The sequence below is a fragment of the Marinobacter sp. S6332 genome (assembly GCF_023016045.1).
Classification (GTDB): Bacteria; Pseudomonadota; Gammaproteobacteria; order Pseudomonadales; family Oleiphilaceae; genus Marinobacter.
In genome coordinates this window covers 32,898-58,575 of the sequence record NZ_JALKAP010000007.1, presented here as the reverse complement: position 1 = coordinate 58,575, position 25,678 = coordinate 32,898, and the positions used below count along the sequence as shown (strand labels likewise).

Genomic DNA, 25,678 nt, shown 5'->3' with positions numbered 1-25,678 from the left:
TTTAGGAGCCCGGAACAGCTTCGCTACGGATTTTAGGCGGTGAAAAGGCACCCATCGGCATAGCCGACGCTTCCCCCTCGAACAATTCAATTTCCACGAGGCATGACAATGCACTCGGTCCCTGGGCCAGGCGTGATGTTCCTTGATCCCGGGTAAGAACATTCGGGTTACCATGCTGGCAAGATATCGCTGAGTCTCCAGGCAGTGGCGGGTCAAACCAGGCTCCCGTACTCAGCTGCAAAACTCTTGGGCGCACCTCGTCGCTCACGACGGCAGAGCATAAACAGGCACCGCGTCCGTTGAAGAGGCGAACCAAGCTGCCATCTACTATGTTTCTGGCCTTTGCATCAACCGGGTGGATAACCACTGGCTCTCGGCCATTTATCTTCGACTTCCGGCTATAAGAACCGTGATCCAATTGAGAGTGCAGTTTGTTTTTCGGCTGATTGGAAACCAGGTGCAAGGGGTATTCGGGGGATTCCTGCCCTAACCACTCTTTCGGCTCATTCCAAAATGGAAAGCCTGGGCATTCTTCATAACCAAAGCCCGCGACAGTTTCAGAGAATATCTCTATTTTCCCACTTGGCGTTCCAAGTGGATTCGCCGCAGGGTTCTCGCGGAAAGCTTTCAACAAATTCTGAGGTTCTTTTGGCATCGCGTTTTCAAACCAACCCTTTGTTTTAAATTCCTCAAAGGTCGGTAGATTAATACCACTACCACTCGCCTTCTTCCGGGTTCCGTCATAAATCACCTGCAACCACTGTTCTTCGTCACGACCTTCTGTAAAAACTTCACGTGCGCCCAGTTCTTCCGCCAGCGCACTGAAAATTTCATAGTCTGTCAGGCTTTGACCTACAGGCTCAGCGGCTTTTTGCATGTACACAAGGAAAGGATCCCGACTGGATGAAGCAATGTCATTACGCTCTAGAAAGGTCGCGGCCGGCAGCACAATATCTGCGTGTTTAGCCTGAGCATTCCAGCACCACTCATGCACAATAATCGTTTCGGGCTTCTGCCACGCCCTCCTCATGCGCACGAGATCCTGATGGTGATGAAACGGGTTGCCCCCCGCCCAGTAAACCAACCGAATGTCCGGATAGGTTCCAACCACGCCGTTGTACTCAAAGCGCTTACCGGGATGAAGAAGTAGGTCCGTAATTCTAGCGACAGGAATAAAGCTCTTTATCGGGTTTTTACCCTGGGGAAGAGAGGCACCGGGAATACCGTGATAGTTGGCACCGATAGCATTCATCGCACTATAGCCAAAACCAATACCACCACCGGGTAGCCCCAGCTGCCCCAACATGGAAGCAACTGCGATTGCGGCCCAATAGGGTTGCTCACCGTTGTCCTGTCGGGTAAGAGACCAGCTCACAGAGATCATTGTGCGCTGGCGAGCCATATCTCGCGCCAAATCCCGGATGCGAGAAGCTGCGATTCCCGTCTTGATCGCGGCCCAAGAGCAGTCTTTAACGACACCATCGGTCTCGCCCATAAAATACTGCTGAAAGCGTTCGTAGCCCACGGTATAGGTCGACAAAAACTCAGTATCTGCCAGATTTTCAGTATGAAGGATGTGGGCAATACCCAGTAGAAGTGCCACATCGCTGCCCGGATAAAGAGCGACCCAGTCTGCGTCCATTTCATCCAGAACATCTGAACGCAAGGGGCTAACATTCACGACCTTTACTCCGTTAGAAGCTGCATCCAGCATGCCCTGCTTCTGCACATGACGACCAACCCCTCCATTGGTCACCTGGCCATTCTTGGCGGGCGCCCCACCAAATGCCACGAACAGGCTTGTGTGCTCCTTGATAACGTCCCAACTGGTTGCGCCATTGACCATGGAATAGAAGTCCCCGAGCACGTGAGGCAAAGTGACTTCAGCCGCTGCATAGCTGTATGTATTCAGTGAGTAGGTGTACCCACCAACCGAGTTGAGAAATCTCTTTAGCTGGCTCTGGGCATGATGAAAACGGCCTGCACTGGACCAGCCGTAGGACCCACCATAGATGGCCTGGTTACCATAGCGATCGCGCACACGATTTAGTTCTTCCACCACCAACTTGATTACTCTAGGCCAGGATACCTCGACAAACTCCTCGGCTCCCCGAGCGCCCCCTGCATTTCCCGGCCCGTTTTCCAGCCATCCACGTCGAACCATTGGCTTTTTAATACGCATCGGCCCGTCCAGCACATCAACGATACCTTGTCCGATGGGCGATGGATCTTCATCCCGCTCGAACCCTTCTAAAGCGGTAATAGTTCCGTTATCTGCATGAACTCGATAGGTTCCCCAATGACTACTGGTAAGCGTCCCTTTTTTCGCGTGCTCAAATGGCATAGGTTGAGCCCTCTTCATTTTGTTATTAGGAAAAGACAGCATAGACCAAAAGCAAGTAGTTGTACTCGGTTTGTGCAAATTTAATTAAGCGTAAATACTCATACCTGTATGGGTATGCACTCAGGCACGACGGGGGTCGGCATGACGTACCTATGCCAAAGCTGGCTTACGCGCCAGGAAGGGACGGACAATTTGACATACATACTGCCGTGCGCAATGCTCCGACTCCTTTAGCCCAGACGAAAGGGGGAACCGAAAATGGCAGCTGACGCGACTAAAGATTGGACTCTGGAACAGTTTCCGCATCGCACCTACGACAAACTGCGCTATGCAGACACGGATCGACAGGGGCATGTGAACAATGCGGTATTTTCAACGTTTATTGAAACGGGGCGAGTTGAGCTGATCTACGATTCGGAAGCACCACTCACTTCACCTGGTACATCCTTCGTAATCGTCAATCTGAATTTGCAACTGCGCGCTGAAATTCACTGGCCAGGAATCGTAGATATTGGAACGGCCGTCACGCGTGTTGGCAACAGCTCGATACAGCTATATCAGGGCATCTTTCAAGATGGGGTGTGTTGCGCGACCGCTGAAACGGTGATTGTTTGCGTTGACGACAACATCCAAAGACCGATCAGGTTACCGGACGCTGCAAGAGAAAACCTCGCTCGGCTTTGACCCGTTGTGCGGTTGGATTTACAAGCTTGTAATACCCTGTACCAATCCTAGCGCGATGGCTACCTGTACCAGTTCCGCAAACGAATCTACTTTCATCTTTGCGGTCATATTGGCCCGGTGGCCTTCAACTGTTTTCCTGTTAATACCGAGTTCGTCTGCCGCCTCCTGGTTAGACAACCCCTTAACGATCAACTCTAGTACTTGGCGCTCTCTCCGGGTCAAGCGTTCATAACAGTCCCGTATACGAGACTGTGAGCGACGATGAACAGACCGGCTCCTATCTCTTTCCAATGCGTTATGCACATGATCGATCAGAGTTTGGTCATCAAATGGCTTTTCGATAAATGTAATGGCACCCTGAGTCAGGGCCGTCACCGCCATATCGACATTACCGTGGGCCGAAATCATGATCACCGGCAGCTCAATATTGTATTCCGGCAGCTTTTTCTGAGCGTTAATGCCGCTCAATCCTGGCATTCGCACATCCATCACGATACAACCACTCGCGCCGGTATCGAAAGCTTCAAAGAACGCCATCGCATTCTCGTAGGTTTGAACATTGAGACCTACAGACTCAAGCAACCACTTCAATGAATCTCTCACGTCCGTGTCGTCATCAATAACGAAAACTGTTTGTGCGTCGTTTTTAGAGGTCATGAATTATCAGTCAGTAATATTGAGAGTAAATGAAAAACGTGCGCCGCCCGTAGGGAGGTTTTCTGCCCAAAGCTCGCCACCAAGATTCTCTACCAATGAACGGCTTATGGCCAGCCCCATTCCTAGCCCAGTTTCCTTGGTTGAGAAAAAGCGATCAAAAAGACGAGACATATCTACCTCGGAAATCCCCCGCCCCTGATCCTCAACTTCTACTCTTAATTGCCCACTCTCATGAGGCACAACTCTGACTCGCACAATGGCAGCGTCGTCACGATCAGCAGAACCACTCGCCTCCACAGCATTCACGATCAGGTTCAACACTACCTGTTCCAACTGCACCCGATCACCTTTAACGTCTGGCAACTTCAAGTCGGGCTCAAAAACTACGGACACATTGTGCCTTTCCGCCGTACTCTCGCAGAAGTTGATCATCTCCCCGATCAAATCCCGTAAATTGAGGCGAGTAACGACTGGCTCCTGCTTTCTCGTGAAATCCATCATCCGATGGATGATCTCACCTGCTCTCAACGCCGTCCGGATGCTTCGAGTAATCGGCAGTTCCACATCGCTCCACGCGAGAGTGGGCTTGTCCGCAAAACGCCGTTCAATGCCCCGGAGATAATTCACCATAGCGGAGAGTGGCTGGTTCAACTCATGGGCCAGGCTCGATGCCAGTTCACCCATAGTGACCAGCCGGCTGGCATGATCAATTTCGGCCTGATACTGCTTGAGTTGGTCTTCAGCTGCTTTTTTCTCGGTGAGATCGTGAGCGACCAGTGAGAAATACTCAATATCCCCATGCAAGGAGCGGTGAGCCAAGAGCTCGAGCAGGACCGGTATGCGAGATGCGTTCAGGTTTTGCATCGTTAGCTCTCCACGCCAACTCCCTGTTTCCTTTGCTGCCGGAAAGCCTTCTTCCATCAAGGTGGCCAGGCCCTTCTCGGTCACAAGCCTCGAGAGCGGGAAAGAGCTGTATTCCATGCACTCCATTTCAAGAGCTTTCCGGGCGGCTTCGTTAAGGTGCGAAACGGTAAAATCCAGATTGGCAAATATAACCAGGTCCTGAGTGCTCTCCAGCACCCGCGCCAAACGCCGGCTTGCTTTATCTGCCATGATTCGATGGGTTGCATCCCGAGACACCACAAGGATTTCCCGGATATCATTGGTCTCCGGGTCTCGAATGGACCGGCTGGTACTTTCCAACCAGATGTAGTGTCCATCTTTACAGCGAAAGCGATAAGTATGGGTGTACAACCCCCGGTCATAACTCACCGTGGGTGCCCGTAACCGGAAGTCTTCAACATCGTCTGGATGGTAGAGATCGTAAGCCGAGATACCAACAATTTCTTCAACCGTATAGCCCAGCAAATGCGTAACCGCCGGAGACGCATAGATAAACAGCCAATCCTCCGGTGTGTGCCGGGAAATCATATCGGTAGACTGCTCAGCCATTTCCGCCAGCAAGCGGTTGCGCTCAGCGTCGTCGGTCAGGGCGGTAAGCCCTTCTTCCGGGGTGCGATTTTTCATGGGTAACGGTTTTTTCATGGGTAACGGGTTCTCGGAACGCGGGTTGCCTGGTCGGACCCTATTCTGACGGTCTCCGGGGCCCTTAGCCACAAGGCATCAGGACCCCGTGACTTACTAGCGCAGGAACTCTTTGCTGAAAGCCTTGAATTGAGCCGCATCAGAACGTCGTATCCACTCGAATCCGACCATTTCTTTTGTGACAATTCTGGCACCGGCCTGCTCCATACGACGCAGTGCTACTTCGGTATCGTATGAGTTACGTGCAGAAATGGCATCAGCCACCACAAATACGTCCAACCCCTTCTCCAGCAACCTGACGGCTGATTGCATCACGCAGGCTTGAGACTCCATGCCGCACAGGACAATCTGTTTTCGATCATGCGCCTGGAATGCTTTTTCGAACCCGGGGTCGTCAATGCAGGAAAAGTAAGCTTTGCCGTATATATTGGCCGGGCCGACCAATTCACGCAAACCTTCTTCAGTGGGCCCCAGCCCATCCGGGTATTGCTCCGATCCCACTACTGGGACATCCATCAGCTTTGCCAGACGAACCAACCAACTGCAGTTATTCACCAGTTTATCGGCTTCATGCACTCCACCCAATAGTCGGGCCTGAACATCAATAACCGCAACGATGGACTTCTCTATATCCATTAACATAATAGTCTCCAGACTCACGCAGGGCGGCGATCAACCATGTTGGTGGCGACACCTTCCGCAACAACCTTATCTCCCACCTTGCAGATGGTTTCCAACTTTACTCGGCGACGCTCTTCGTTTATCTCAATAACTTTTGCAGACGCAACCACCGTATCGCCAATGTGAACCGGTGCTTTAAATTTAATCTGCTGATCTATATAGATCGCCCCAGGGCCAGGCATACGCGTACCCAATACAGCTGAAATCAGTGCTGCACTGAACATGCCATGAACAATCCGCTCTTTGAACGGCGTGGTCTTCGCGTACTCAGCGTTAATATGTACCGGATTGTCGTCACCACTGATGCCCGCGAACAAAACCACATCTGCTTCAGTAATAGTCTTGGCGTAGAACGCCTCCATTCCAATTTCCAGATCTTCCAGATAGTACCCGTGTAATTCTTGCATTGTGCTTCCTCATGTTGATCCATTCACCGACTACACTACTGGTTTATATCCATCAAACCAAGTACTTTTACTTGGTTTTTTCAAAATGCTCTGGTAGCCTTCTCTCATCAATCCAAACAACCCCGCTTTGCACCAAGGGAGTCGCAGTCATGCAGAGGCAACCCGTAAGCATTTTTGAAAGGGCCTTCAAGAAGCTGGTTTCAGGTGGACTGGAATCCGTAGGCCGACGTGGCTCAGACATCCTGAGCGTTGCGGAAGACCTCCCGGAATCTGACATCGCAATCGTTAAGGAGTGGATAGACGACTGCCTCTCTGAGAATGGCGGTCAGGTAGAAGCTCGCAAGCGGGCCGCCTTGTTGGGCCGCGCCTATCTGAAGCTGACTACGACCGGAAGGACACGCTTCCTGGGATTGCTTGCAGAGCATTACGGCGTTAACGAGGCATCCGTCGAGAGCGCTATCGATCAATGGCACAACGCCAAGCACAACGAGAAAACAGAAGCCGCCCAGTCCTTACGCAAGGCTTTGATACCCAGCCGAACGGCACTATTGAAGCAGTTCAACGGGGTACCTTCCGGGGTGAAATTCCTGGTTGATATGCGAGAGGAACTGCTTCGCCTGCGCAAAGATTATCCACAGCTGAAGCCATTGGAAACGGATCTTCGCGACCTGCTCGCCACGTGGTTCGACATCGGTTTGTTGCAATTGGAAGAGATCAGCTGGAACTCCAGTGGTGCCATGCTCGAAAAGTTGATCGCCTATGAAGCCGTGCACGCCATCAAAAGTTGGAGCGACCTCAAGAACCGACTGGACTTCGACCGTCGCTGCTTCGCCTTTATTCACCCGAACATGCCAGACGAACCACTGATTTTTGTGGAGGTGGCTTTGGTAAATGGCCTTGCCGACAATGTTCAAAGGCTTCTGGACGAGCACGCGCCAACAGAGGACATCGATAAAGCCGACACCGCCATTTTCTACTCGATTTCTAACGCCCAACAAGGCTTGGCGGGTATCAGCTTCGGTAACTTCCTGATCAAACAAGTGGTCAGCAAGCTGCAAGTGGAGTTCCCTCAGCTTAAACAGTTCGCCACCCTGTCACCCATCCCCGGCTTCCGCCGCTGGCTGGACAGCACGCCAGCCGACCAGCTAATGCTGTTACCTGGGGGTGAACAGTGGCTCAACACACCGCCGCCACGTGATCCCGTGCTCGCTAGTCAGGGGGATGCCACTGGCACCCAGCAAGAAGCCATCATGAAACTGGCTGCGACCTATCTAAGCTCGACCAAGCCTGGCACCTCCCGTGCGAACGATCCTGTCGCAAACTTCCATTTGAGCAATGGTGCGCAACTCGCGCGGCTCAACTGGATGGCAGACACATCGGATAAAGGCCTAAAGCAATCAGCCGGGTTGATGGTGAACTATCTATACGAGCTTCCAAAAATCGTACATCGCAGTAACCAGTACACCTCACAGGGAACCATTTCCCTGTCATCCAATATCAAGAAACTTTTGAAATAAACCACCCTGAAAAGTAAGGAGAACACCATGACTAATCGTATCGCAGTTATTACCGGGGCAGCCGGTGGCCTGGGTACCGCCATGTGTAAGGCACTGGCCGCTCAGGGCCGGAAAGTGGTGGGCACTCACCTACCCGGTGAAGAGTTCACAGCCCAAGCAAAAGACTGGCAGGCCAACCTTCGTGAAGAGGGTGTTGACGTGGCTATCTACCCGCTCGACGTAACCGACTTTGAAGCCTGTAAAGCATTCACAGCCGCTGTAGAACAGGATTTGGGCCCCATCGACATTCTGGTCAACAACGCCGGTATCACCAACGACGCACCGTTGAAGAGAATGCAGCCAGAACAGTGGAATCAGGTTATCAATGTGAACCTGACTTCCATGTTCAATATGTGCCAGCAAGTGTTCGAAAACATGTGCGGGCGCGGTTTTGGCCGCATCGTTAACATTTCGTCGCTCAATGGAGAGAAAGGCCAGTTTGGCCAAAGCAACTATGCCGCAACCAAAGCAGGCATTTACGGATTCACCAAATCCATTGCTCAGGAAGGCGCCCGCAAAGGCGTAACTGCAAACTCGGTTTCCCCCGGCTACATCGACACCCCCATGGTGCGTCAGGTACCCGAAAAAGTGCTGAATAACATTGTTGCGGGCATCCCTGTTGGCCACCTTGGCAAGCCTGAAGACATTGCCCGAGCCGTTGTCTATCTCACAGCGGACGAAGCAAGCTTCGTGACCGGCACCAACATGTCGGTCAACGGCGGCCAGTACATGAGCTAAGGGAGTACACCATGACAGCGTTCAGAGCACCCACCCGGGAGATGGAGTTCACCCTGCAGCACGTCGCCGGGTTTTCAGAAATGGCCAAAGCCTGCGGTTATGAAGATGCCTCCGAGGATGTCGTCGCCGCCATTCTTGAAGAAGCCGCGCGTTTTGCCGGTTCCGTCATCGCGCCAACCAACGTCACCGGAGACCATACCGGTGTGCGTCTGGATTCGGACCACAACGTGGTTACTCCGGACGGCTTCCGGGGCGCGTACCAGCAGTATGCCGAGAGTGGTTGGGCCAGCCTGCAGTTTGACCCGGAGTTTGGTGGCCAAGGCCTGCCTTTCTCACTGGCCATTCCTGTTCAGGAAATGTGGCATGCCGCAAACATGGCGTGGGGGCTCTGTCCGTTGTTGTCTCAGGGCGCGGTTGAAGCGCTTTCAGAAAAGGGCAGCGATCAGCTTAAACAGCTGTTACTGCCGAAAATGATTTCCGGTCAATGGACCGGAACCATGAACCTTACCGAACCCCAGTCTGGCTCGGATTTATCGGGCATTCGGACTCAGGCCCGTCCGGATGGCGATGTTTACCGGATAAAGGGTCAAAAGATTTTCATCACCTGGGGTGAGCACGACATGGCGGAGAACATTATCCACCTTGTGCTCGCTCGCTTGCCTGATGCCCCTCCAGGGGTGAAAGGCATCTCACTGTTTGCCGTACCCAAATATCTCCCGAATGCTTCCGGAGAGCCCGGCGAAAGAAACGACTGCCAGGCGGTCTCGCTGGAACACAAGCTCGGCATCCACGCCAGCCCCACCTGCGTAATGAGTTTTGGCGACAATGAAGGCGCCGTCGGTTATTTGGTAGGCGAGGAAAATCGTGGTTTGGCATGCATGTTCACAATGATGAATAACGCCCGCCTGACCGTTGGTTTGCAAGGCGTGTCCATTTCCGAGCGCGCATATCAGCAGGCCCGGGATTATACCTTGGAGCGCACTCAGGGCACCGCTCCCGGCGAACAAGGCGTGTCACCTATCATCAAGCACCCGGACGTACGCCGTATGCTGATGATCATGAGAACCTTGACCGAAGCTGCACGCGGGCTCGCCTACACCGGCTGCGTGGCCGTCGATTACGCCAATACGGAAAGCCTGCCAGACAGTATCAGGGCTCGTTACAAGCGCCGAGTGGACCTGCTCACACCTCTGGTGAAGGGCTGGTGCACAGAAATCGCCCAGGAAGTTACCTCTTTGGGCATCCAATGCTATGGCGGCATGGGATTTATTGAAGAGACTGGCGCTGCACAGCACTATCGTGATGCCCGAATTCTGCCGATTTACGAAGGTACAAACGGCATTCAGGCACTGGACCTGATTGGTCGGAAAACCGTTCGTGATCAGGGTCAGGCAATGGCTGAACTGATTGGAGACATGCGCCCATTCACTGGCTCACTGCAACGCAATTGTGTGTTAACCGCTGAACGCCAAGCGAAATTTGACCAGGCAGTCGCCTTCCTTGAGGATGCGACACGCGTGGTTCTCGAGCGGGGTAATGACGACCAATTCACCGGTGCCGTTGCATTCGACTACCTTATGTTGAGCTCCACAGTAACGGCAGGCTGGTTGATGCTGAAAGCAGCTATCGCTGCGGCAAATGATCTGGGTGACCAGAGCACATTTGCAGCCAACAAGCTGGCGACAACCAGCTTTTTTATTGACCACATCTTACCGCGTTGTTCATCACATCTGAGCGCGATACGATCTGGTGACGATGCCATAATGGCGCTTCCAGAGATTGAATTCTAATACCAGCCAGAAGGTAAAGCCTCATGTACATAAACGGTGAATGGTTAACCGGGCGCTCTGAGCTCTCGGTCACCAATCCGGCAACGGGCGAGATCATCGGGCAAGTGCCCAATTGCACAAACCAAGACATTGAGGCCGCCATCGCGGCCGCAGATTGCGCCTTTAAAGAATGGAAGAAAACCACGGCTTATTATCGTTCCCAACTGCTTTACCGGGCTTGGGAGCTGATGATTCGGCAGAAGCGTGAGCTAGCTGAATTGATGACCCGCGAACAGGGAAAACCCCTGAAAGCATCACTCAACGAAGTACAGTACGGTGCAGATTTCCTGCTGTGGTTCGCTGAAGAAGCCAAACGTGTATATGGGCAAAGCATTCCTTCCGCCCGTGAAAATCAGCGCTTTATTGTCCAGAAATCGCCCGTGGGTGTGGTCGGCGCAATAACACCGTGGAACTACCCGATTTCCATGATTACGCGCAAGCTGGCACCTGCATTAGCTGCCGGCTGCACGGTAATACTGAAACCCGCTGAAAGCACGCCCTTGTGCGCTAAGGCCATGGTCGAGATCTTTGCAGAAGCAGGCTTTCCCGCTGGCGTCATCAACATGCTCACTGTGCGGGATCCAGAGCGGGTGGGCGATGCTTTTTGTACTGACCCAAGAGTCCGAAAACTGACGTTCACCGGCTCCACTCCCGTTGGCAAAAAGTTGAACGCGCTGGCGGCAGCCAACATGAAGCGAGTATCTATGGAACTTGGCGGACATGCACCCGCCATTGTGTTCCCCGATGCCGATCCAGTGCACGCAGCGAAAGGTCTGTCTCTGGTGAAGTTTCTTAATACCGGTCAGGCCTGCATTAGCCCTAACCGGATATTTGTGCACGAGGACCACCTGAAACCGTTTATTTCGGAACTAACCAGCCGGGCCAATCGCCTGATAGCAGGTAATGGGATGTCCGAAGGCGTTGGCATCGGACCGTTGATCAATGAACACGCCATCCAGAAGGTCGATGCTCAGGTTCAGGATGCAATTGCCCAAGGCGCGACATTGGAAACCGGTGGGCAGCGTTTAACAGAAAACGGCCTTTCAAACGGCTACTTCTATGCGCCAACCGTGCTCTCCGGCGTAACGCCAGCCATGAAAATCTACCGCGAAGAAACCTTTGGCCCAGTCGCTCCTGTGATCACCTATCGCTCAGAAGACGATGTGATTGCCATGGCCAACGACACAGAGTTTGGGCTGGCGGCTTACATCTACAGCAACAACATGACGACAGCGATGCGCGCATTTGAAGCTCTGGATTTCGGCATTATTGGTATTAACGACATCAACCCAACCAGCGCAGCGGCGCCATTTGGCGGCATGAAAAATAGCGGGCTTGGTCGGGAAGGTGCTCAGGAAGGTATTGGAGAATATCTGGAAACAAAGTTGGGGGGAATCGCGATCTGAGTTAACCGCTTCAATCTTCAGCGCCCAACGTGACGGCGAGCGCTTCTGAAAGCAAGCAGGGAGGAACTATACTCCCGCCCTGCTTGCACACTAATGCCACGCAGCGTTTGCCGTTACTGGCACTGAACTTCCGAGCTGCAGCCTTACTTCTCAACAAACGCCCGCTCAATCACGTAGTGCCCCATGTCACCGCCTCTGGCCTCTTTAAAGCCCATTTCATCAAGAATGGAGCAGGTATCCTTCAGCATGCTCGGGCTTCCGCAGATCATGAATCGATCATCTTCAGGGTTTAACTTAGGCAAACCAAAATCACTGGTTATCTTGCCACTCTGCATGGCCCGAGTAAGCCTGCCCTCGTTGCGGAAAGGCTCACGGGTAACGGTTGGGTAGTATTCCAGCTTGCCTTTAACCATCTCACCGAAAAACTCGTTTTCGGGTAATTCTTCAATCTCTTGCTGATAGGCAAGCTCTGAAACATAACGCACGCCGTGGGTGAGGATAACTTTATCAAAGGCCTCGTACACTTCAGGGTCTTTGATGATGCTCATGAACGGCGCCAGCCCGGTACCGGTACTGATCAACCAGAGATTTTTCCCGGGCAGCAGGTTATCCAAAATCAGAGTTCCGGTAGGCTTGCGACTCACCAGAATTTCATCACCGACCTGAATCTTCTGCAAACGGGACGTTAACGGGCCGTCTTGCACCTTGATTGAGAAGAACTCTAGCTCTTCTTCGTAATTTGCACTGGCGATGCTGTAAGCACGCATCAGCGGCTTGCCTTCAGACTCCAGACCAATCATTACAAAGTGGCCGTTTTTGAATCGGAATCCAGGGTCACGGCTGGTCTTGAAGCTGAACAGGGTATCGTTCCAGTGATGAACGCTGGTCACTGTTTCTTTTGCCAAGTTACTCATGAAAACCTCTTGCCTGTCCGGTTCGCTATTGACGGCGAATGTTGCAAATATGAATTGCCTAAAGTCTATCCCATCTCTAACCTATCGATGAAATGGGATATTCCCATAACCTTATTCGGCTACATCGATTTAGAGCATTTTGTTATGAAATACAGCTTCCGGCAACTCGAAGTCTTTTTAGCGGCAGCGCACTTCCAAAATATTACCCGTGCGGCTGAATCGCTGGCTATGTCTCAGTCTGCTGCTAGCAGCGCACTCAAAGAACTGGAAAACCAGTTTGATATCCAACTGTTCGATCGTGTTGGCAAGCGCCTGCAGCTGAATGAGCTCGGGCGGCTATACCGACCCAAGGTAGAAGCTGTGCTGGCTCAAGCGACGGAGCTGGAACAGGCTTTTAGCAAACATTCCGAAGTTGGCGCATTGAAAGTTGGCGCCACCTTAACAATAGGTAACTATCTGGCCGTTGGCGTTATGGCCCAATACATGAATACCCCTACTCAGCCCAGAGTGTCGTTGGAGGTGGCCAATACCAGCACCATCGCGCGCCGCGTCAAAGACTTCGAACTTGATATCGGCCTTATCGAAGGCGAACTGCAATCATCAGAACTTGAAGTCTTGCCTTGGCGCGGCGATCAATTGGTAGTGTTCTGTTCACCTTCGCACCCATTGGCGAAAAAAGGAACATTAACAGACGAGGATCTTCGCGATGCGACCTGGATCATGAGGGAGGAAGGCTCCGGAACTCGCCAGAGCTTTGATCGCGGCATGCACGGCCTGCTTCCAAACCTTAACGTTTTACTGGAACTGGAGCATACAGAAGCCATAAAGCGCGCCGTAGAAGCAAATCTGGGCATAGGCTGCTTGTCGGAGGTGGTACTTGAAGATGCTTTCAAGCGCGGCAGCTTGGTGCCACTGAAAACGCCCGAAAGCCGGAACTTTGAACGCCAGTTCTATTTCATACTGCACAAACAAAAGTACCGGAGTGCAGGCATTGATGCATGGATCGGGCTGTGCCGTGCGCTTGCCTGACTCTCTTCCCAAATGTCAGCTCACCGGCCCGCTGTGAAAGCGGAACTCGCTATCCGGTTCCAGAATGAGCTGCCGTTCAATTGCCGTGAACTCTGCAACCCGCTCATCTACCGGGCCTTGATTGGCCTGTACAGCCAACTCCAGATAGTCCCGGTAATGGCGCGCCTCGGACTTGAGCAAGCTGCTGTAGAAAGCCGCCAGTTCCTCATCCAAAAAGGGAACCAGAGCGGCAAACCGTTCACATGAGCGGGCCTCGATGATAGCACCCACAATCATCACATCCACCAGCCGCCCGGGGTCATCCGTGCGCACCTCCTTACGTAAGCCTGCGGCATACCGCGCAGGAGTCAGGTGGCAATAGGCCACGCCGCGCTTATCAATGATCGCCAAAACCTGCTCGAAGTGGCGCAATTCCTCCCGGGCCAACCGGGACATTTTATTGAGCAGATTGCTGTTATCAACATAGCGGTACATCAAGCTGAGCGCTGTAGAGGCGGCTTTTTTCTCGCAATGGGCGTGGTCTATCAGCATCAAATCCTGATTGGCCAGCGCGTTATCAATCCATTGCTGCGGCGTAACGCACGGCAGAAACTCATGGATTTCTTGGAGCGCTTGGGTCATGGAATCGGTTTTTTGGTTCATAGAAGCGGCAACGTCAATTCAAAGGGCCGGCGATTATAGCGCAGCTATCAGCTTTCTCCGACCTCTGTCCAGCTTAACTTTATAAGGGCTTTCCTATAGAATGCAGCGCCAACTTACGGTCTTTCCGCCATAAAACTCCCGCCAGGCGTATTGCCAAATGTGCGGGACATACCAACTGATGAGGGTTCATATCGTGTTAGAAGCTTATCGTGAACACGTTGCAGAACGTGCTGCCCTGGGCATCCCCCCCAAGCCATTGAACGCCGAGCAGACTGCAGCTCTGGTTGAACTGTTGAAAAACCCACCAGCCGGTGAAGAAGAAACTCTGGTAGACCTGCTGGAAAATCGTATTCCGCCAGGCGTAGATGAAGCCGCTTATGTAAAAGCTGCTTTTCTGAGCGCGATTGTTAAAGGCGAAGCCTCTTCCCCTCTGATCGACAATAAAAAAGCGGTACAGCTGCTAGGCATGATGCAGGGTGGCTACAACATTTCCACGTTGGTTGACCTACTGGACAACGCCGAACTGGCAGAGTTGGCCGGTGAAGAGTTAAAGCACACACTGCTGATGTTTGACGCATTCAACGACGTTAAAGAAAAAATGGATGCTGGCAACGCCGTTGCTAAATCTGTTGTTGAGTCTTGGGCCAACGCCGAGTGGTTCACTAACAAAAACAAGGTTCCTGAAAGCACCAAGATGGTGGTATTCAAGGTTACCGGCGAAACCAACACTGACGACCTGTCTCCGGCTCCGGACGCCTGGTCCCGCCCGGACATCCCGCTGCACGCCCGCGCTGCTTACAAAATGGAACGCGATGGCCTGAAGCCGGAAGAACCCGGTGTTACTGGCCCTATGAGCCAGATTGATGAAATCAAAGCCAAAGGCCTGCCAGTTGCTTTCGTTGGCGACGTTGTCGGTACTGGCTCTTCCCGTAAATCTGCTACCAACTCGGTGCTGTGGTTTTTCGGCGAAGACATTCCAGGTGTGCCGAACAAGCGTGCCGGTGGTGTTTGTATTGGTAACAAGGTTGCCCCGATCTTCTTCAACACAATGGAAGATGCGGGCGCGCTGGTATTCGAAGCACCTGTAGACAACATGAACATGGGCGATGTTATTGAAATCCGCCCATACGAAGGCAAGATTTTGAACGAAGCCGGCGAAACCATCTCCGAGTTCGATTTCAAATCTGACGTTATTCTGGATGAAGTTCAGGCTGGCGGCCGTATTCCTCTGATCATCGGCCGTGGCCTGACCGCCAAGGCGCGCGCAGCGCTGGGTCTGGGCGCAACCGACCTCTTCCGCCTTCCAAAAGATCCGGAAGCTGGAACCAAAGGCTTTACTCTAGGCCAGAAGATGGTCGGCAAGGCTTGTGGCCTGGACGAAGGCCAAGGCGTTCGCCCCGGAACCTACTGCGAGCCACACATGACCACCGTGGGTTCTCAGGACACAACTGGCCCGATGACTCGCGACGAACTGAAAGATCTGGCGTGTCTGGGCTTCCAGGCAGATCTGGTTATGCAGTCTTTCTGTCACACGGCGGCCTACCCGAAGCCGGTTGACGTTGAAATGCAGCACACCATGCCAGACTTCATTCAAACCCGTGGCGGTGTTGCCCTTCGTCCTGGCGACGGCATCATCCACTCCTGGTTGAACCGCATGCTACTGCCAGACACTGTTGGTACCGGTGGTGACTCCCACACCCGCTTCCCAATGGGCATTTCTTTCCCGGCCGGTTCTGGCTTGGTCGCTTTTGCTGCAGCAACCGGCGTTATGCCTCTGGACATGCCTGAGTCCGTACTGGTTCGCTTTAAAGGCGAAATGCAGCCGGGTATCACGTTGCGTGACTTGGTACACGCCATTCCTCTCTACGGTATCAAGCAAGGCATGTTGACCGTTGAGAAGAAAGGCAAAATCAACGAATTCTCCGGCCGCATTCTGGAAATCGAAGGCCTTGAGAACCTGACCGTTGAGCAGGCATTCGAGTTGTCTGATGCGTCTGCCGAGCGCTCCGCTGCGGGTTGTACCATCAACCTGTCTGAAGAGTCTGTAGCAGAGTACCTGCGCTCCAACATCACTATGCTGCGCTGGATGATCGCTGAAGGTTACGGCGACCCGCGCACTCTGGAGCGCCGTGCACAGCAGATGGAAGAGTGGCTGGCCGATCCGAAGCTTATGCGTGCTGACAAAGACGCTGAGTACGCACACGTTGTAGAAATCGACCTGGCGGATATCAAAGAGCCGATCGTGTGCTGCCCGAACGATCCGGACGACGCACGCTTCCTGTCAGAAGTGGCTGGCGACAAGGTAGACGAGGTATTTATCGGCTCCTGCATGACCAACATCGGTCACTTCCGTGCCGCTGGTAAGTTGCTTGAGCAACATAAGGGCAACCTGAGCACCCGTCTGTGGATGTCACCACCCACCAAGATGGACCAGGCCCAGTTGATGGAAGAAGGCTACTTCAACATCTACGGCACGGCCGGTGTTCGCACCGAGATGCCGGGTTGCTCCCTGTGCATGGGTAACCAGGCGCGTGTAGCTCCCAAGTCTACCGTTCTGTCTACATCTACCCGTAACTTCCCGAACCGTCTGGGCGATGGCGCAAATGTGTACCTGACGTCTGCGGAACTGGCAGCTGTAGGCGCAATTCTAGGCAAACTCCCTACTCCTCAGGAGTACATGGAGTACGCAAAGGATTTGAACAGTATGTCTTCAGAGATCTACAAGTATCTGAACTTCGACCAGATGGAGAACTACACCAAGAAGGCTGCTGAAGCGAACATTGCATAAGCAATAACCTTTAAGGGTTAGCTCCACGAAAAACGCCAACCTCCGGGTTGGCGTTTTTTATGGCCGCTGTCTCTGTTTCGTTAGTAGAACATCAGCCGAACCAGTATTGCGCCCGCCATAAACAAGGTAATCCACTTTACCCATTGCGCGCCCTTCTCACTCAAATTCACTTTAACGGCCACAAACGCGCCCGTGATGTTGCCAGCGGCGAGAACCAAGCCCATGCCCCACCGAACTTGATCATTAATGGCAAACACCATCAAAGCTGGGACGGTGTATAATAAAATAATAGACACCTTGAACACATTGACCTGCCGAAGATCTATGCGCAGCATGCGGTACAAAACAACGATAAACAGAGCGCCTACACCCACCTGAATAAAGCCACCGTAGACGCCAATCAAAAACATGGCGGCATAAATAACCGGTCCAAGCCGCTCTGGTGTTAGCGGATTGGTATCCAGCTTAGGCTGGGGCAGCAGCATAAACACAGACGCACCAATCATGGCAGCGATCAGCACCACCTCAAATACGGCATCAGCGACCCAAGTCGCTACCCAAGCCCCTAATAGCGACCCTAGAACAGCTGGCACAGCCAGATGCAGGCTTACCCGGAGATTGCCATGGCCGAGGCGTTTGAAGCCCGCCACCGCTGTTGTGCTCTGCAGAATGATTGCAACCCTGTTGGTGCCGTTGGCTACCTGTGGCGGCAAACCCAGAAGCATTAAAAGCGGCAGAGTTAGCATAGAGCCGCCAGCCGAAAGCACGTTAATGAACCCTGCAATACCGCCAAGCGCCAGCAGTGCCATTACATCAAGCGCTGTCATGCTGCGCTCGACTACTCCAGACCAACACTGTAAGAAAAACAATCAGCCCCGCACCATCAACCAATATCTGGCCATGGGGCCATAGCATAAGGGCGCCGAGGGGAAACATTAGAACCCGCACCAGCAGGTTGAGCTTGTGCTCAAGATAGCCTTCAAGGCCTGCAATAATGGCGTAGATACCAAACAGCCCAAAACAGAACACCTGAATCATTTCGGTGAAATCTCCGGTAATAAGAGGGGAGTAGGCAAACAGCAAAGGCACTATATACAAACCCTTGGCAAGCTTCCAGGCGGTAAACCCAGTGCGCATCTGTGGCGTTCCCGCAATAGCGGCAGCAGCGAAGGCGGTCAAACAAACCGGTGGCGTAACGTTGGAATCCTGCGACAACCAAAAAATAATCATGTGGGCTGCCACCAACAACATCGAAAGAGCTGCCGGAGATAACGCCTGTTCCAAAAGTTGGCCACTAAAGGTGTCTGGCACCAGAGCGAGCATCTCGCGGGCGGTTGCCACATCCATAGGCGCGTCTAACAGCGGCAGGCGCTCAGGGGCGGCAAGCATAAAAATGGCTTTCGCCTGATCCGGTAAATTGCCGTTTACCATGAGCTCCACCAACTGGCTTTGAGCGATGAGGTTGTAAATTGCCGGTGCCGAAAGTGTCGCGAGCACAATATAGGCAGCGGTTACAGGCAGCCCCATCCCCAAGATGAGCGAAGCCAAAGCCACTAGAAGGATGGTAATTAACAAACTTCCACCGGCCCAGTCGGTAATCATCAGCGAAAAGGTATTGCCTATACCCGTAGTGGACACAACCATCACAATGAGGCCCACTGTGATCAACAATATCGCAGTAGTGGTGATATTTCGGGTACCCATCGCCAGAGCGTCGAGGATATCCCTAAACCCCATAGGGTTCTTTGAAAGCCAAGACGCAACTATAACCGACACAATGGCTATCCCCGCCGCGTAAGTTGGAGTGAATCCATACACAAGGGCCGCAACCAAAACGATCAAGGGCAAGAGAAAATGCCAACCACCTTTGAGAACGTCTTTGAGTGACGGTGCGGCGTCGTCTTCCAATTTGACTGCATGGCTACGCTTGGCCTCAATACGAACAAACATGGCTACGGAAATGAAATACAGAAGTGCAGGCAGAGCCGCAACGCCAATAATGGTGAGGTAGGACACCTGAGTATACGAGGCCATGATAAATGCCCCTGCCCCCATCACCGGAGGCATAAGCTGGCCACCTGTGGAGGCTGCCGCTTCTACACCGGCCGCAAAACGCGCTGGAAAGCCCGCCTTCCGCATCAGCGGAATGGTAATCACGCCGGTAGAAACCGTATTGGCAACACTGGAGCCCGAGACCGACCCCATAAGGCCGGAAGCAAATACCGCGACAAACCCAGGGCCACCCACAAAACGCCCCGCCGCGCAGCGCGCCAATTCTATGATGAAATCCCCTGCCCCAGACTTAACCAGAAAAGCACCGAATAAGATGAACATGAACACGTAGGTCCAGGAAATTCGGGCGATGGAGCCTAACATTCCTTGGCCGCCGATATAGGAACGATACAAAACCGTTTCCCAAGACAAGCCGGGGAAATTGAAAATACCGTCAACATACTGACCCCACCAAGCCACATAGGTTAACGCCACCACACAAAGAACGGGGATAAACCAGCCCACGGTGCGGCGCGCCAGCTCCAATATCAGTGCGACTGATACGATGGATACAAGCCAGTCGCCGGTGTCAAAATTAAACCCTCGCTGATACAAATCATCCTCAAAGATGATCAGGTAAAAAGCACAGGCAAGCGCGGTAAACCCGAGCATAAGGTCAATGCCAAGCACAAACCGCTGCCCGCTGGCGGAGCGGGCCTTAAGCATGGGCGTGGTCAGAGTACAAATCAGTCCAAAGAGGCCGAAGTGTAGAGCAGAACTCCACAACTCCGACAGGGTGGAGAGCGTGTTGAAGTAGAGGTGAACGAGAGCCGTTGCAATTGCAAGCCAGAAGACCACCGGCCCGATTAGCCGGTGCTCTAAACGCTCAGCCGCCTCGCTTGCGCTCTCGTCACGAACCGCAACGACAGGCTCGTTATGTGTATTATCTGCCACCATTACTGCGCAATCAGACGATCAGGAATCTTCAACCCTTGTTCCTTATAGAAACGCGCCGCGCCGGGATGGAGTGGCATAGGTAAGCCAGCAATCGCTTTTTCCAGAGCCATCGCCTTGGTTGCCGGGTGGATGTTGTTTAGGAAAGGTAGGTTTTCATAGATGGTTTTGGTGATTTCGTAAACATCGTTTTCTGACACATCGTCGCGGACTGCCAGAATGTTAGGCTGGGCTATGGTGTTAATGTCTTCATTTTGCTTCGGGTAGGTGCCCGCAGGAATGGTGTAGGCTGTCCATAACTCGAAATCACTGTTGACCTGTGCAATCTGCTCCGGCGTGAAATCCAGAGTAGTAAGCTTCTCGCCCATGTTAGCGTACGCTCTTGTCACTGCCGCTGCGGGTACGCCTGCCGGTATGTTCATACCATCAATATTGCCATTCTGTAGAGCATCCGCACTCGGACCGTAGCCTTGATAAGCAAGATTGACCTTCTCCAGATCAATGCCGACCTTACCCAAAATGAAGCGGCCAGAGCCTTCGGTTCCTGAGTTTCTAGCACCAATGGAAAAACTCTCCCCATAGAGGTTCTTCATATCTTCAATGGTGCCAGTTTTCATAACCTTATTGGTCACTACAAAGTGCTCAACGTTCTGCCAAAGCATGGATACGGAACGCAGGTTTTTATAGGCCTTGGGGACAGGCCCCGAACCATTCCACGCGTATGCACCGTAAAGCCCCTGGAGAATGCCGAATTGAATCTGGTCTTCGTCCATAAGTTTTAGGTTTTCGCCAGAACCTGCGGAACTGATCGCAGAAACCGATATATTCGTTGAGGGCTCGAGCTTCACTTTGATAAGCGTTGAAACAGCCACGCCTACAGGGTAGTAGGTTCCACCCGTTGTAGCAGTACCCATAACGTAGTTGCCCTCGGCCTGAACCCCGACCGAAAGCGTAACCATCGCCGCCGCCAACAGCCCCGACGCACACTTCAACATCTTGTTATTTCTCATAAAACTGCTCCATTTATCATTATTTTTAGCGCATTCGTCTAAATCTAGCCCATTAAAGATAGTCCCTAGTATCCCGTCTGGCTAATTCCTTATTCTACCGAGCCACTGAAGGCTTTTAGGAATGGGCGCACTAAGCATAAAAAGGGCCCCCGCAGGAGCCCTTTTTCTCATTTCTAACGTCTCAATCTTTAGCTCAACTGCTTAGCTATGATCGACTGCCTGATACTCATTGGCATCGGAAGTAGCAAGGCTTACCACCACGATAGCAATGAACGAGGCCACGAAGCCAGGCATGATTTCATAAACGCCAGGGCCACCCATGAATTCACCGTTCCAGCCCAAGGACACCCAGATCATCGCAGTAGCTGCACCTGCAATCATACCGGCCAGTGCGCCAGCACCGTTGGTGCGCGGCCACATGAGTGCGAGAATAATCAGAGGTCCAAACGCCGAACCAAAGCCTGCCCATGCGTTACCAACCAAACTCAAAACGTTTGAATTGGGGTCAGAGGCGATAACAGCAGCCACAAGACCAACCAAAACGACACACACACGGCCAACGTTTACACACTCGCGATCACCTGCTTCTTTACGCAGGAACAAGCGGTAAAAGTCTTCTGTCAGTGACGAAGATGCCACCAGAAGCTGGCTGGAGATAGTACTCATAACGGCGGCCAACAGGGCTGCATACAGGAAGCCTGTAATCAGCGGGTGGAACAGCAAGTCTGCAAGAATGATGAAGATGGTTTCGGGGTCGTCAATCTGCATGCCATTGCGCACTGCGTAAGCACGGCCGAAGATACCAAGACCAATCGCACCAATCAGGGAAATTGCCATCCAGGACATGCCGATGTTGCGAGCTGTCGGGACTTCTTTAACTGACCGGATTGCCATAAAGCGGACGATAATGTGCGGCTGACCAAAGTAACCCAGACCCCAGGTTACTGCTGAGAGCCATCCAATAAAGGTAAGCCCCTCTGTCCAGGAAAGTAGAGTGGGATCCACTTCATTCAACGTTGCAGTCGCCTGAGCAAAGCCGCCACCGCCTTCGCCAAATAGAACAACGGCCGGCATGAGTACCAGCGCAACCATCATGATGCAGCCCTGAACAAAGTCGGTCATGCTTACAGCCAAGAACCCGCCAACTACTGTATAGGCGAGTACAACACCCAACGTTATGACAATACCTACGCCGTAATCACCCAAACCACCGAAGTTGAAAATTCCGGCAAATGCACTTTCAAACAGCTTGCCACCTGCTACCAGGCCGGAGGCTGTATAAACCGAGAAGAACACGACAATAACAACCGCTGCTACAGTTCTAAGTGGTAGGGCCTTAGTGGGAAAGCGATTGGCCAGGAAGGCTGGAATAGTCAGTGCGTTGCCATAATGAACTGTCTGTGCGCGCAATCTGGGTGCAACGAGAACCCAGTTAATAAATGCGCCAACAAACAGACCAACACCGATCCAGGCAGAAGCCAGACCCGATACGTACATCGCACCCGGAAGACCCAGAAGCAACCAACCACTCATGTCCGACGCGCCCGCAGACAAAGCTGCTACCTTGGGACTGAGCCCCCTGCCGCCAAGCATGTAATCCTCGGATGAGGAAGTAGATGTGCGCATCGCAAACAGGCCGATGCCAATCATCACCGCAAAATAAGCAAATAGACTAATCCAAACACCAATAGCCATGGAACTCCTCCGGTTTAATGAGTCGGATTATATCCGCTCGCAAAAGCACAGATCTGGCGCGAGCGCCAGCTTACTGTGTGATTCTTCTTGTTTACTGGGATGCCTTTCGAACTTGAGCGAGGCAACGTGTCGCACTCTTTGCCTTAACTATAGTTAAGTATTGGCAATTTGCGACCACCCCGGCCAACAGCTCGACAGGACGGGATTTGACACGACAAGCCTAGTATTACTACGTATTTGCGGCTTACAAAATCCTACGATTCTTTTATAGAATTCTACGGGAGTAGGTTTATTTCAAAACCGGTCAGGCAACAACGTCACGGGCTTGCAGTCTCGTGGGGGTCGTACCCTTGTGTTTACGCAACGCATTCGTCAGGGCACTTTGAGACGAGAAGCCGACACGATAGCTGATTTCCGACACCGAAAGTGATGTTGAGGCTAAAAGATTAACAGCCTGATTGAGACGTGCTTGTAACAAAAATTGGTGCGGCGTAGTTCCAACCACTTCGCGAAATACTTCGTGAAAGCGGCTCACACTCAAGCAGGCCTCACTGGCTAACTCCTTTACGCTAATCTTCCGATGCAGATTGGCCCGTATGTAGCGCTGCATGGCATCTGGACTGAGACTGTGGCGATGGGGCACCACCTTAGGGTCTACGACTCTGTCAGCCATGCAATAGAGGATGCTAGCGGCAAGATGGCCGTGCATTGCAAGATTGCCGGGCGAACGGTCAAACTCGCCAGCTGCAAACTGAACCAGCCCCTGCAAACTGCTATCCATTTGGATCGTTCGGGGCTTTTCGAAAACACGAACCATGCGCTCATAGTCGGCATGGTTCGGAGTAGTCATAGCAGGAGTAGAAGGGTCAAGATTGATGACCATCATGTGATTTTGTTGGTCACCGCAGTAATCATGTTTGGCTTCTGTAGGCACCAAACAGGCTTTCCAGGTGTCAAGATGAGAGCCGGTTCCGTCAACACTCAAATCTGCCTCACCTTGAACACCAATGACTATCTGATGATGTTCATGGCAGTGCTGGTGAGATGCAATTGGGAGCTTAAGTAAACGGGCATCCAGCATAGACGCAACCGGAACCTTTGAGTGAGAATGTAACTCAATTAAAGCAGATCCGACCCGAACTTGCACATAAGTTCGCGAACATGGGTACTGACTTGCTCGATTGAGCCCGCTGCTTCCACGATATTATAGCGGGACGGCTCGGCACCAGCGCGGGCCAGATAGGTATCGCGAATACGCTGAAAAAAAGAAATCGCCTCTTGTTCAAAACGATCCAACTGCCCCCGATGCCTCGCCCGCATCATGCCGGTTTCGACTGGCGCATCCAATAACACCACGTGATCTGGACGTATCTCCCCCTGCACTAAGGTTTCCAGCAGAGCAATACGCTCGATTGGTACACCACGGCCCCCGCCCTGATAAGCAAATGTGGCATCAGTAAAACGATCACAAAGCACCCACCGCCCCTTCTCTAACGCCGGAAGAATAAGCGTGTGCAAGTGCTGTGCGCGGGCAGCAAACATTAGTAGTAGTTCAGTGAGATCGTTCACCGGCTCGTCTCGGGGCGCCAAAAGCACTTCTCGAATCGCTTCAGCCATGGGCGTGCCACCCGGCTCTCGGGTCACTATGCAGTCAATCCCCAGTTCTTTAAGGGTTTCAGCAGCGTTAGTGATCTGGGTCGACTTGCCCACACCCTCGGTTCCCTCGAAGGTAATAAAACGGCCACGGACAGTCATTTGTTCTCATCCTTGTCGGGAGCAGGTGAAGACCGGTAATCCGACCGGCGATTGAGTTGAAACGCACGAACGGCTTTTTGGTGCTCAGCTAATGTGTTCGAAAACTTATGGGTACCGTCACCGCGGGCAACAAAATACAAAGCCTTGCCGGAGCCCGGATGCAAGGATGCATGTATGGCTTCACGGCCCGGCAAAGCAATGGGTGTTGGGGGCAACCCGCTAATGCGGTAAGTGTTATACGGCGTGTGGGTGCGCAGGTCTTTGCTGCCTACACGGCCTTTGTACTTATCACCCATGCCGTAGATTACGGTAGGATCCGTCTGCAATCGCATCCCCTTTTTCAACCGCCGAACAAATACACCCGCTACCTGATCTCGCTCGTGGGGCGCACCGGTTTCGCGCTCTACAATGGATGCCATAATCAAAGCCTCGTATGCATTATCGTATGGCAGGCCCTCGGCGCGGCTCTCCCACTCATCGGCAAGCACGGACTCCATACGACGAAAGGAACGCCGGAGCAAATCAAGGTCTGACTCGCTGCTGGTAAACAGGTAAGTGTCGGGGAAAAACCGCCCCTCGGGATGCTCTCCCTCAGCACCGACAGCTTCCATGATTTGAGCATCCGACCATTCAGACGTAAGCTTCTCAAGGCGCTCAGTGGCTGCGAGGGCTGAGCGCATGTCGCGGAAGGTCCAGCCCTCTATAAACTGCACTGACCAATGTTTGGTATCGCCCGCAACCATTTTAGAAAGCATAGCTTCAGCGCTCATGCCATCGGTAAACTCATACTCCCCTGCCTTTATTCTGGCCTGATCGGGAAACAAGCGACCATAAATTCGTACCCACAGGCTATCGTCCACCAGTTCGCGGCTGTGCAACTGCCGGGCAACATCATTAAAAGCTGTGCCGCTGGGAACATCAAACAGCACCGGCTCGGTCAAAGTAACCGGTTTAGACAGAGAACCAAGCCCGTGCCACACCCACAGCCCCGTGCCCGCAACAACAAGCACGGCAGCACAAATTACCGCGATAAGAAATTTCTTGAACAAGCG

Annotated in this window: 21 protein-coding genes; 7 read left to right on the top strand and 14 right to left on the bottom strand. The window is 52.7% G+C overall.

Annotated elements, in window-relative coordinates; genetic code table 11:
- Nucleotide 1: 1 nt before the first annotated feature.
- A complete protein-coding gene (locus tag MWU62_RS11615; RefSeq protein ID WP_247115036.1) occupies nucleotides 2-2,344 on the bottom strand; it encodes a molybdopterin-dependent oxidoreductase in 2,343 nt (780 codons plus the stop codon).
- A gap of 258 nt (nucleotides 2,345-2,602) precedes the next feature.
- Between MWU62_RS11615 and MWU62_RS11610 the strand changes: the two genes are divergently transcribed.
- Nucleotides 2,603-3,028, top strand: coding sequence for a thioesterase family protein (locus tag MWU62_RS11610; RefSeq protein ID WP_247115035.1), 426 nt, complete (start codon nucleotides 2,603-2,605; stop codon nucleotides 3,026-3,028).
- A gap of 18 nt (nucleotides 3,029-3,046) precedes the next feature.
- Here MWU62_RS11610 and MWU62_RS11605 read toward each other — a convergent pair whose 3' ends face one another.
- The 4 genes from MWU62_RS11605 to MWU62_RS11590 all read right to left on the bottom strand — a co-directional run bounded on the left by MWU62_RS11605 (nucleotide 3,047) and on the right by MWU62_RS11590 (nucleotide 6,318).
- The gene (locus tag MWU62_RS11605; RefSeq protein WP_247115033.1) at nucleotides 3,047-3,685 is read right to left on the bottom strand and encodes a response regulator; all 639 of its coding nucleotides are present in this window, start codon (nucleotides 3,683-3,685) and stop codon (nucleotides 3,047-3,049) included.
- A gap of 6 nt (nucleotides 3,686-3,691) precedes the next feature.
- Complete coding sequence (locus MWU62_RS11600; protein ID WP_247115031.1) at nucleotides 3,692-5,230, bottom strand: ATP-binding protein; 1,539 nt, start codon at nucleotides 5,228-5,230, stop codon at nucleotides 3,692-3,694.
- 96 nt (nucleotides 5,231-5,326) lie between these two features.
- Entirely contained in the window at nucleotides 5,327-5,872 is a 546-nt protein-coding gene (locus tag MWU62_RS11595; RefSeq protein WP_247115030.1) for a hydrolase, read from the bottom strand.
- 14 nt (nucleotides 5,873-5,886) lie between these two features.
- Entirely contained in the window at nucleotides 5,887-6,318 is a 432-nt protein-coding gene (locus MWU62_RS11590) for a MaoC family dehydratase (RefSeq protein WP_247115028.1), read from the bottom strand.
- A gap of 149 nt (nucleotides 6,319-6,467) precedes the next feature.
- On the opposite strand from MWU62_RS11590, the gene MWU62_RS11585 reads away from it, so the two are divergent.
- From MWU62_RS11585 to MWU62_RS11570, 4 genes are read left to right on the top strand one after another with little or no spacing between them, the layout of a single operon-like run.
- Nucleotides 6,468-7,835 carry a malonyl-CoA decarboxylase gene (locus MWU62_RS11585; protein ID WP_247115027.1) on the top strand — a complete coding sequence of 456 codons (1,368 nt, stop codon included), beginning with the start codon at nucleotides 6,468-6,470 and terminating at the stop codon, nucleotides 7,833-7,835.
- Nucleotides 7,836-7,862: 27 nt separating this feature from the next.
- Nucleotides 7,863-8,612 carry an acetoacetyl-CoA reductase gene (gene phbB, locus MWU62_RS11580; protein ID WP_247115025.1) on the top strand — a complete coding sequence of 250 codons (750 nt, stop codon included), beginning with the start codon at nucleotides 7,863-7,865 and terminating at the stop codon, nucleotides 8,610-8,612.
- Nucleotides 8,613-8,623: 11 nt separating this feature from the next.
- Entirely contained in the window at nucleotides 8,624-10,402 is a 1,779-nt protein-coding gene (locus MWU62_RS11575; RefSeq protein WP_247115024.1) for an acyl-CoA dehydrogenase, read from the top strand.
- Between the two features lie 23 nt (nucleotides 10,403-10,425).
- The gene (locus tag MWU62_RS11570; protein WP_247115022.1) at nucleotides 10,426-11,847 is read left to right on the top strand and encodes an NAD-dependent succinate-semialdehyde dehydrogenase; all 1,422 of its coding nucleotides are present in this window, start codon (nucleotides 10,426-10,428) and stop codon (nucleotides 11,845-11,847) included.
- A 143-nt stretch (nucleotides 11,848-11,990) separates the two neighbouring features.
- On the opposite strand, the gene MWU62_RS11565 is transcribed toward MWU62_RS11570, so the two are convergent.
- On the bottom strand, nucleotides 11,991-12,761 hold the full coding sequence (locus MWU62_RS11565; protein WP_200361366.1) for a ferredoxin--NADP reductase: 771 nt from the start codon (nucleotides 12,759-12,761) through the stop codon (nucleotides 11,991-11,993).
- Between the two features lie 144 nt (nucleotides 12,762-12,905).
- On the opposite strand from MWU62_RS11565, the gene MWU62_RS11560 reads away from it, so the two are divergent.
- A complete protein-coding gene (locus MWU62_RS11560; RefSeq protein ID WP_200361368.1) occupies nucleotides 12,906-13,790 on the top strand; it encodes a LysR family transcriptional regulator in 885 nt (294 codons plus the stop codon).
- A gap of 15 nt (nucleotides 13,791-13,805) precedes the next feature.
- Here the strand turns inward: MWU62_RS11560 and miaE are convergent, their stop codons facing one another.
- Nucleotides 13,806-14,411, bottom strand: a complete 606-nt coding sequence (gene miaE, locus MWU62_RS11555) for a tRNA isopentenyl-2-thiomethyl-A-37 hydroxylase MiaE (protein ID WP_200361851.1) — start codon at nucleotides 14,409-14,411, stop codon at nucleotides 13,806-13,808.
- A 214-nt stretch (nucleotides 14,412-14,625) separates the two neighbouring features.
- Between miaE and MWU62_RS11550 the strand changes: the two genes are divergently transcribed.
- Nucleotides 14,626-17,220, top strand: a complete 2,595-nt coding sequence (locus MWU62_RS11550) for a bifunctional aconitate hydratase 2/2-methylisocitrate dehydratase (protein WP_247115219.1) — start codon at nucleotides 14,626-14,628, stop codon at nucleotides 17,218-17,220.
- Nucleotides 17,221-17,300: 80 nt separating this feature from the next.
- Here the strand turns inward: MWU62_RS11550 and MWU62_RS11545 are convergent, their stop codons facing one another.
- The 7 genes from MWU62_RS11545 to mltG all read right to left on the bottom strand — a co-directional run bounded on the left by MWU62_RS11545 (nucleotide 17,301) and on the right by mltG (nucleotide 25,675).
- Nucleotides 17,301-18,047: a sulfite exporter TauE/SafE family protein gene (locus MWU62_RS11545; RefSeq protein ID WP_247115020.1), complete on the bottom strand. Its 747-nt coding sequence runs from the start codon at nucleotides 18,045-18,047 to the stop codon at nucleotides 17,301-17,303.
- Complete coding sequence (locus tag MWU62_RS11540) at nucleotides 18,034-20,169, bottom strand: TRAP transporter permease (RefSeq protein WP_247115018.1); 2,136 nt, start codon at nucleotides 20,167-20,169, stop codon at nucleotides 18,034-18,036. The genes MWU62_RS11545 and MWU62_RS11540 overlap by 14 nt, the downstream gene beginning before the upstream one ends.
- Nucleotides 20,169-21,176: a TAXI family TRAP transporter solute-binding subunit gene (locus MWU62_RS11535; RefSeq protein WP_247115017.1), complete on the bottom strand. Its 1,008-nt coding sequence runs from the start codon at nucleotides 21,174-21,176 to the stop codon at nucleotides 20,169-20,171. The genes MWU62_RS11540 and MWU62_RS11535 overlap by 1 nt, the downstream gene beginning before the upstream one ends.
- A 201-nt stretch (nucleotides 21,177-21,377) precedes the next feature.
- A complete protein-coding gene (gene putP, locus MWU62_RS11530) occupies nucleotides 21,378-22,871 on the bottom strand; it encodes a sodium/proline symporter PutP (protein ID WP_247115015.1) in 1,494 nt (497 codons plus the stop codon).
- Nucleotides 22,872-23,175: 304 nt separating this feature from the next.
- Nucleotides 23,176-23,952, bottom strand: a complete 777-nt coding sequence (locus tag MWU62_RS11525) for an AraC family transcriptional regulator (RefSeq protein ID WP_247115014.1) — start codon at nucleotides 23,950-23,952, stop codon at nucleotides 23,176-23,178.
- 38 nt (nucleotides 23,953-23,990) lie between these two features.
- Nucleotides 23,991-24,626 (bottom strand): dTMP kinase, encoded by a 636-nt coding sequence (gene tmk / locus MWU62_RS11520; protein ID WP_247115013.1) that lies wholly within the window; start codon nucleotides 24,624-24,626, stop codon nucleotides 23,991-23,993.
- Nucleotides 24,623-25,675: an endolytic transglycosylase MltG gene (gene mltG, locus MWU62_RS11515; protein WP_247115011.1), complete on the bottom strand. Its 1,053-nt coding sequence runs from the start codon at nucleotides 25,673-25,675 to the stop codon at nucleotides 24,623-24,625. Before mltG ends, tmk begins: the two co-directional genes overlap by 4 nt.
- Between the last annotated feature and the right edge of the window lie 3 nt (nucleotides 25,676-25,678).

Coding starts and splice junctions, on each gene's coding strand:
- MWU62_RS11595 (WP_247115030.1), bottom strand. CDS start 5,872: ATGTTAATGGATATAGAGAAGTCCATCGTTGCGGTTATTGATGTTCAG.
- MWU62_RS11560 (WP_200361368.1), top strand. CDS start 12,906: ATGAAATACAGCTTCCGGCAACTCGAAGTCTTTTTAGCGGCAGCGCAC.
- MWU62_RS11540 (WP_247115018.1), bottom strand. CDS start 20,169: ATGGTGGCAGATAATACACATAACGAGCCTGTCGTTGCGGTTCGTGAC.
- MWU62_RS11565 (WP_200361366.1), bottom strand. CDS start 12,761: ATGAGTAACTTGGCAAAAGAAACAGTGACCAGCGTTCATCACTGGAAC.
- MWU62_RS11535 (WP_247115017.1), bottom strand. CDS start 21,176: ATGAGAAATAACAAGATGTTGAAGTGTGCGTCGGGGCTGTTGGCGGCG.
- MWU62_RS11570 (WP_247115022.1), top strand. CDS start 10,426: ATGTACATAAACGGTGAATGGTTAACCGGGCGCTCTGAGCTCTCGGTC.
- MWU62_RS11590 (WP_247115028.1), bottom strand. CDS start 6,318: ATGCAAGAATTACACGGGTACTATCTGGAAGATCTGGAAATTGGAATG.
- MWU62_RS11600 (WP_247115031.1), bottom strand. CDS start 5,230: ATGAAAAAACCGTTACCCATGAAAAATCGCACCCCGGAAGAAGGGCTT.
- MWU62_RS11605 (WP_247115033.1), bottom strand. CDS start 3,685: ATGACCTCTAAAAACGACGCACAAACAGTTTTCGTTATTGATGACGAC.
- MWU62_RS11610 (WP_247115035.1), top strand. CDS start 2,603: ATGGCAGCTGACGCGACTAAAGATTGGACTCTGGAACAGTTTCCGCAT.
- miaE (WP_200361851.1), bottom strand. CDS start 14,411: ATGACCCAAGCGCTCCAAGAAATCCATGAGTTTCTGCCGTGCGTTACG.
- MWU62_RS11525 (WP_247115014.1), bottom strand. CDS start 23,952: ATGCTGGATGCCCGTTTACTTAAGCTCCCAATTGCATCTCACCAGCAC.
- putP (WP_247115015.1), bottom strand. CDS start 22,871: ATGGCTATTGGTGTTTGGATTAGTCTATTTGCTTATTTTGCGGTGATG.
- MWU62_RS11615 (WP_247115036.1), bottom strand. CDS start 2,344: ATGCCATTTGAGCACGCGAAAAAAGGGACGCTTACCAGTAGTCATTGG.
- MWU62_RS11575 (WP_247115024.1), top strand. CDS start 8,624: ATGACAGCGTTCAGAGCACCCACCCGGGAGATGGAGTTCACCCTGCAG.
- MWU62_RS11585 (WP_247115027.1), top strand. CDS start 6,468: ATGCAGAGGCAACCCGTAAGCATTTTTGAAAGGGCCTTCAAGAAGCTG.
- MWU62_RS11545 (WP_247115020.1), bottom strand. CDS start 18,047: ATGACAGCGCTTGATGTAATGGCACTGCTGGCGCTTGGCGGTATTGCA.
- phbB (WP_247115025.1), top strand. CDS start 7,863: ATGACTAATCGTATCGCAGTTATTACCGGGGCAGCCGGTGGCCTGGGT.
- tmk (WP_247115013.1), bottom strand. CDS start 24,626: ATGACTGTCCGTGGCCGTTTTATTACCTTCGAGGGAACCGAGGGTGTG.